The 7,664-nt window shown below is 41.8% G+C and carries 4 protein-coding genes and 1 pseudogene; 2 read left to right on the forward strand and 3 right to left on the reverse strand.

The features are described from left to right. Positions 1-527: 527 nt before the first annotated feature. The 3 genes from ftsH2 to PN471_RS06220 form a co-directional block, all read right to left on the reverse strand. A complete protein-coding gene (gene ftsH2 / locus PN471_RS06210; RefSeq protein WP_271776102.1) occupies positions 528-2,414 on the reverse strand; it encodes an ATP-dependent zinc metalloprotease FtsH2 in 1,887 nt (628 codons plus the stop codon). A 654-nt stretch (positions 2,415-3,068) separates the two neighbouring features. After that, positions 3,069-4,415 carry a hormogonium tapered terminus morphoprotein TftA gene (gene tftA / locus PN471_RS06215; RefSeq protein WP_271776103.1) on the reverse strand — a complete coding sequence of 449 codons (1,347 nt, stop codon included), beginning with the start codon at positions 4,413-4,415 and terminating at the stop codon, positions 3,069-3,071. A gap of 40 nt (positions 4,416-4,455) precedes the next feature. Further along, complete coding sequence (locus PN471_RS06220; RefSeq protein ID WP_271776104.1) at positions 4,456-5,394, reverse strand: serine hydrolase; 939 nt, start codon at positions 5,392-5,394, stop codon at positions 4,456-4,458. Positions 5,395-5,591: 197 nt separating this feature from the next. Between PN471_RS06220 and PN471_RS06225 the strand changes: the two are divergent. Beyond that, positions 5,592-5,825 (forward strand): annotated as a pseudogene (locus PN471_RS06225) (DUF4276 family protein); the annotation flags it as partial. Between the two features lie 27 nt (positions 5,826-5,852). After that, entirely contained in the window at positions 5,853-6,542 is a 690-nt protein-coding gene (locus PN471_RS06230) for a C40 family peptidase (protein ID WP_271776105.1), read from the forward strand. The last annotated feature ends 1,122 nt before the right edge of the window (positions 6,543-7,664 follow it).

Consider the following 7,664-nt stretch of genomic DNA (forward strand, 5'->3'; position numbering starts at 1 on the left):
ATATTTTGTTCGTTTCGTCGCTGTAGCCTTCTTTGTTTTCGCTACGCTCAAATACAATTTGGGCTACGCAACTCAACTCACGCGCATTCATCCCACGCTCCTAAGAGTGAGACGTGGGGCTTCTGCTGATTAAGCTAAACTTTGTTAAAGTCTCAGTTACATATATGTCACATACGTGACTCTAGATATGTGTCATAAAAAGATTATTTATAACTGAAAGATCACGGTTGTGTTTATAAGTAACACATTCTAGCATCATATACATATTTAACTTGTTTGGATAAGAATTTGTAAAGGTTTACCACTGCTCAACAGTGTCAAGTACCTTCCAGCCAGGGAATTAATTCCCTGTCTAAAAGCTCAATTCGGTTAAAACCGACTTTTTTGGATTTATGGTATTGACAAACAATTTTTAAAATGTTATCATAATAATGATGAGGAAGAACCATCTTGCGATTATTCAATTAAGAGAAAGACAAAATCCCCAACTTCTTCAAGAAGTCGGGGGTCTGATTGCAAACTAAACCTTACAGCATGGGAACAAACTGAGACTTATCAGGGACTTCCGCGTACTCAGCCACAATTTGCCGAAGTTCGTCACCATTAATGGTTTCTTTCTCAATCAACAAATCAACCAAACGGTCGGCGAGACTACGATGATCACGCATGATCTTCTTAGCGTTGCTATAGCATTCTTCCACAATCATTCTGACTTGAGCATCAATACGACAAGCGATCGCTTCAGAATACTCAGAACGGGTTGTCCAGTCACGACCCAGGAACACTTCACCCTGTTGGCTTTCTAGAGATAAAGGACCCAAATCAGACATTCCAAAGCGTGTTACCATTTGTCGTGCCATTCCTGACAACTGCTGCAAATCTCCACCAGCACCAGTTGTCACCTCTGCTGCTCCAAAAATTACCTCTTCAGCCGCCCGACCACCTAAAGCTCCGGTAATTCTGGCTTTTAGCTGAGAACGGCTAATTAGACCTTGTTCTTCATTAGGTGTAAACCAAGTTAAACCCTGAGCTTGTCCTCTGGGAATCAGAGTCACTTTTTGCACGGGGTCATGGTCTTTGAGTAAAGTTCCGACCAAAGCATGGCCGATTTCATGGTAAGCAATCAGACGCTTACTCTTGCTGTCTATCAAGGGAGTACCTTCCATACCAGCAACTACCCGATCAACAGCATCATCAATTTCTAGTAAAGTGATGCCTTCTTTGCGTCTTCTCGCTGTGAGAATCGCCGCTTCATTGAGGAGGTTAGCTAAATCTGCACCAGTAAATCCAGGAGTCCGGCGAGCGATCGCTTCCAAAGATACGCTAGGATCTAACTTCTTATTTCTAGCATGAACTTGTAATACTTCCAAACGACCTTTAATGTCTGGTGCATCTACAGTTACTTGTCTATCGAAACGACCGGGACGCAACAAAGCCGCATCTAGGACATCAGGACGGTTAGTAGCAGCAATAATAATAATGCCAGTATTGCCTTCAAACCCATCCATTTCTGTTAATAATTGGTTGAGGGTTTGTTCCCGTTCATCATTCCCACCACCAATACCAGCACCCCGTTGACGACCCACCGCGTCAATTTCATCAATGAAGATGATACAGGGAGCATTATCTTTGGCTTTCTTAAACAAGTCACGGACACGGGAAGCACCCACACCCACAAACATTTCCACAAATTCCGAACCAGAGATAGAGAAGAAAGGCACACCAGCTTCACCAGCGATCGCTTTTGCCAGTAAAGTTTTACCAGTTCCTGGAGGTCCAACCAACAGCACACCCTTGGGAATGCGAGCCCCCACAGCAGTAAATTTCTCAGGTTGCTTGAGGAAGGTAACAACTTCTTGTAATTCTTCCTTCGCTTCTTCAATTCCCGCTACGTCGTCAAACTTCACCCCAGTTTTCGCTTCCATTTGGAACCGAGCGCGGGATTTACCGAAATTCATCGCTTGTCCAGGCCCACCGGGAAGATTATTAGAACGCCGGAACAAAAAGAACAGGCCAGTAATCAATAGAACTGGGAAAACTAAATTACCCAAAAGTCCCCAGATTGCCCCATCATTTCGCATTGGATGGGCATCAAAACTAACTTGCTTCTCCCGCAGCTTTTGGATTAATTCAGGAGCATTCACAGGCAAATCTACCCGCCAGCGTTGAGTGCGGTTTTCGATGTCTTGGTCATTAGCTTCAATAATTGCGGTTCTACCACCATCGTATAGATCCACATTGGTAACACGATCTGCATCCAAGTATTCCAGAAAGCGCCCGTAGGTCATACGGGTGTTGGCAGCGTTTTTACTTGTATCCGCAGGAACGCCTGCAAAAGCACCTTGCCAGAAGAAAAAGCCGATTACCAAAGCCAACACCGACCAGAGTGCTACGACTCTCCAAGAAAATTTCATCTTTAATTTGCCTCTAGATACTAATATGACTGCTTTTGTAACGGATGTTTATAAATCCATTTTGTAATTTGAGCCATAAAACGTCGGGTTGCTTATGGCAGATTCATGAAGTTTGTCTAGAATCTTAATTAAATTTAACCTAATTCTCATACTAATACCAATTAAAAATTAAAAATTAAAACTTAGATGTTCCCAAAATCGTACACAGTAAGGATTTGGAGCATAAAATTTCGCTTGTTACCTGTGATGCCAAGATTTTAAATTATCCCCATGTCAAGACAATTTGGGAAGTATGCGGCGAAGCGCGACCTAGTAATCGCTCTTTTGGGGATGTGAGGAGTGCGATCGCGAGACTCTGCTGCCAGCAGTTCGCTGTTAGCAGGTGCGATCGCCGTAGGTATCCCACAAATAGCTCATAAAAACTTTTGCGGTTATAATTAGGGTTTGGGGACAGTGGTAAAAATCCGCGAAACCCTTTGTTTTGTTACAGCAAATTGTCATCAAACCTGGAACAAGAACCCCACCCCTAACCCCCTCCCCGCAAGCGATGAGGGGGCTAAGATGTACCTTGTGTGATTGCAAATTGCTGTAATAAATGGTTTTAGGTTTATATGGCTAACGCCATCCTCCGCTATCAGCAAGTCCTACTTAGAGTTATAAAAGATTTGCTGATTCATAAAGTCTTCTGATAATAGCTGTAATTTTGATTCCGTAGTCTAAATCCGCAGACCAGCGCCCTGATAATTGATTAACGGAGGGAGCAACACCTCTGGTAACAAAACGGAATCGAGGATCTACTTCTGGTTGGACTAAAGGTTCTAAACTAGCATAGGCTTTTAAATGTTGGATATGCGCTCTGACACCGATTCTGGCGCTGGGAAATGATGCTCCTTCAGCGCCACCACCAACTGTACCCAAACCGGCAAAGTTATTTTGTTGGGGTTTAATGTCAGTTCCAAACCGTAAAAATCCAGTTTCTAAACACATTTGACAAAAAGCAATGTCATGATTTATGCCTTCAATAGTTGCTTCTTCTCGATATAGTTTGGGAAGGTCAGGAAATTGGGTAATGGCACTTTCATTATTGATTTTGAGAAATGCTTGTAATTGTCCTTCTGATGTATTGCCATTGGAGATCAGTTGTTCAACTTGTCCGGGACAAACTACTAAAATTGAGCGTAATTTTACTGTGCGTGAGGCACTATCCCAACCAATAGAAATATTCGATTCTCGAAGTTCTACGGCTTTGATATAAACTATTTGCCGATAGGTAATTCGGCGTAAATTAATTACCTTTGAGATATTAATTCGTAACCGATCTACTAAATCAATGGGGATGTAAGCATTACCGTTAATTAGTAGTCCTTGTTCTGAGTAATTTTGTCCATTGATATTGATGTTAATGCTGGGATAATTTTCGGTTGTTGGTTGCTGAGGATTATTTGCTTGACTCCAAGTGCTTAGTCCTTCGGCAATTCCGACGGCAAAATCACGACGACGACTTTGTAATAAAGCCCGATCTTCGGGACTGCTGAGGAAACCGACTTGGAGTAATATGGCAGCGATCGCCGTTTGACGACAAAATTGCAAGTTACCCAAGCCACTATCTGTATCTGGTTTGACTCCGCGATTGGGTAATTGGGGGACACGGCGCAAAAGTGCCGTCAATAACATTTCTGCATTTTGCTTGCGCTGATCATTTTTGGCAATATAAAATGCACTTGCTCCGCGCACAGTTGGACTATTAGCCGCATTGGCTTGAATTTCTAGTGCCACATCTTTGGTATTAGCACGAGCATTAATCCAGGTGATAGTTTGAGCCGCACTTAAATCGTCAGGAACAGCTAAAACTTCTAAATTCCGGGTTCGCAGTTCTATCACCACCAAATCCCGCAAAAGAATCATTTCCCTTGCTTCCGTTGTCCCACCAGCGATCGCACCGGGGTCATTTTTACCCGCTTCTGTGCCACCATGTGCCGCAGAAATAAAAATCCGTCCCATTTTTCCCTATTTCCGTTGTTAAGTCCCAGCAATTGCAATTCTATAAATTAGCGATCGCTTCTGCAATTCTTCTAGACACAAAAGGCAAAATTTCCCGACTCTTAGCTTGTTCTTTCCCTTCCGTAAACACCACCAACAAATAAGGACGCTGATCTGGTAATTCAATATAAGCCGCATCATGGCGGACTGTGCTTGTCCAACCTGCCTTTGACCAGATTTGACTATTTTCAGGTAATCCACCCCCTAAAAAGCCTGTAACTTGGTTCTCATCGCCATCTTGGCTTAACTCTTCTGGCTTAATACTGCGTTTGAGTAAATTCATCATAGATTGCGATCGCTCACTCGAAACCGTCACCCCACCCACGATACTATGTAATAATCTCGCCGTCGCATCCGTCGTCAGCATATTCCGATTTTCAAACATCTCCCCATAAAAAGCCCTTTCCCGTCCATAGGGACCATCACCCCAAGTCTTTTGACAGACATTAACCGCCTGGATTTCCTCCCACCCCAAAGACTGGTAATAACGATTAATAATATTCCGTTGATATTTCCAAGTTTCAAAAGGACCAGGACTTAACTGCGGACCAGAAGTAGTCCCACTGATGATATCCACAATTAAACTAGTCGCATCATTGCTAGAATCAACTATCATATCCCTCAAAGCCCGGTCTAATTCTCCCGAAGTTTGACTCATGCCTTTTTCTAGCCATTCTTGCACCACTACCAGATAAAATAACTTCACCACACTGGCCGGATAAATCCGTTCTCCCCCCCGATAGCTAAAACCCCGCACCGGATGTTCCCAAAAAGCATTAGGAGTCAGCGCACCACCCGTATTCACCGGTGCAGGAGGATCATATACCACCCAAGTTAAAGCAATTTGATTAGATGCTAAAGTTGGAAACTCTGCCCAAGTTGCCTCTAAAATTTGATTACCGATATTTTCTAGTTGTTGGTCTTGATTAAAAAAAATCATTTGTAAATAACTTCCTTATGGTATTCAGAGTCTAGTTTCTAGCTTGATTCTATCATTACCTGTATAATTACTGAGGTATGAAATCTGATTAAACTCATTTTAGGTAATTTAATATGATATTTGATTTAACAAAATTTAATCAAACTTGCAATCCTCATAAAACTATATGATCACCAAAATAGCCAATCAAGGACGACATTGTTCGGTTTCTTAAACAGGAGAAAGGAGCTAATGTGTTTTTTACAACAATGATTGATTTGTATGCGATCGCTCCTGAATTACCGGGATTAGCCCAAACCGAACCTCTACGCCCAAATCCCACAGAACGGGTCGGATTCCTAGAGACAAGTTTTGCTGCGGACATTGATGATCGACGATTCATCCCGTATATTCAATTGCATGAATATGAAGCGTACCTTTTTTCTAATCCCATTTTCTATAAATTATTTCCCCAAAAAATGAGTAATCTAAAATTAGCAGAATATCAATGTTTAACTAACTTGAATCTCTATGATTCTCCTGAATGTAAACGTTTAGCGACCCAAGCCGCCAGAGGACGACATTTAAAAATAACATCAAATAATCTAGATCCAGCAGTTGCAGTATGTTTATGTGAAGATGACTATCCAGGATGGTTATCTGTTCCAGATTTGCAGTTTCTTCAACCCACAGAAACAAGATATCAACCCCAATTCATCTCAGCCGCAGAAATTCAACAACACATACCCACAATTATCGCTTTTACCCAAACAGCAAAAGCAGAAGATAATTATTACCTTTGGGGTGGCACAGTTGCACCTAATTATGATTGTTCTGGTTTAATGCAAGCAGCATTTAAATCTGTAGGTGTGTGGCTACCCAGAGACGCTTATCAACAAGAAGCTTTTACTCAACCAATTGATATGACTGAATTACAACTGGGTGATTTAATCTTTTTTGGGACTCCTCAAAAAGCCACCCACGTAGGATTATATTTAGGTAATAATTGCTATATTCACAGTTCAGGAAAAGAACAAGGACGCAACGGTATTGGTATTGACCGACTTTCGGAACAAGGAGACAAAGTTAGTCAGGCTTATTATCAACAATTACGTGGTTCTGGGAGAGTTGTAAAAAGTTATGAACCCAAGTCCTTATTCTCTCGTTGAAAAAATCATAACTCCGTTCGCGTAGCGTCTCCGAAGGAGAAACTCCTAACTCACGTATCATCAATCCTCAATCACCAGAAAAGAGACGCAAGAGCCTTTTTTGCCTTTTTCGACTTTTTCAGCAAGCCCTAAATATAGATAAGAAATATTAATAAAACTTGACTAAGCAACATTTTTATTCATTTTTAAGCGACAATAGAAACATGAGAAAACAGAGTTAGAAGAAACAAATAGTTAAGCACTAGCTAACTGAGGAGAGGTAGAATATGACAACCCAAAATTTGCTCATCCCTCATGCTTATACGTATCTACTTGTAAAAATTAGCGTTTTAGTTTTAGCATTGTTGCTGTGGTTTGTATTTACAGCCGCACCCGTTGTTTAATTGCATTCACAACTTGGAGGATGTTTTAAAGGTTTATAGCTAACGCCAGGCTATGCTATCGGCAATATAATAGAGCCTCCGTCCCGCTGACGCGAACCCTACTACGCGAGAGAAGTCTACCTATTCCTGTAGAACGCTATGGGAAGGTGGAGTGATAAAAAAATCAGGGGTTCTGAACCCAAGAGGGTGGGTTTTGTCTGTGTAGCTGTGATTTCTAATCGCCCAAGGGAGTATGAATTTAGACTTTTCAAACAACCTCTAAGAGGATGTTTGAAAAGTTCCTCATGGTGTATCAAATATTTTTAGATCCCCCTAAATCCTCCTTGAAAAGGGGGACTTTGACTCTAGTTCCCCCTTGCTAAGGGGGGTTAGGGGGGATCTGTAAGTGCCTAAAATCACAACCTAAAACTTTTCAAACAACCTCTTAGAGGATGTTTGAAAAGTTTCCGGCGATTAGAAATCGCTACTACACAAACAAAGTCCACCTGCGTGGACTAACGAAAAATCAAGGCTTTTGAACCCAAGAGGGTGGGTTTTGTCTGTGTAGCTGTGATTTCTAATCGCCCAAGGGAGTATGAATTTAGACTTTTCAAACAACCTCTTAGAGGATGTTTGAAAAGTTTCCGGCGATTAGAAATCGCTACTACACAAACAAAGTCCACCTGCGTGGACTAACGAAAAATCAAGGCTTTTGAACCCACGAAGGTGGGTTTCGTCTGTGTAGCTGCGACTTCTAGTC

The sequence above is a fragment of the Aphanizomenon sp. CS-733/32 genome (assembly GCF_028330045.1).
In the GTDB taxonomy this organism is placed as follows: Bacteria; Cyanobacteriota; Cyanobacteriia; order Cyanobacteriales; family Nostocaceae; genus Dolichospermum; species Dolichospermum gracile.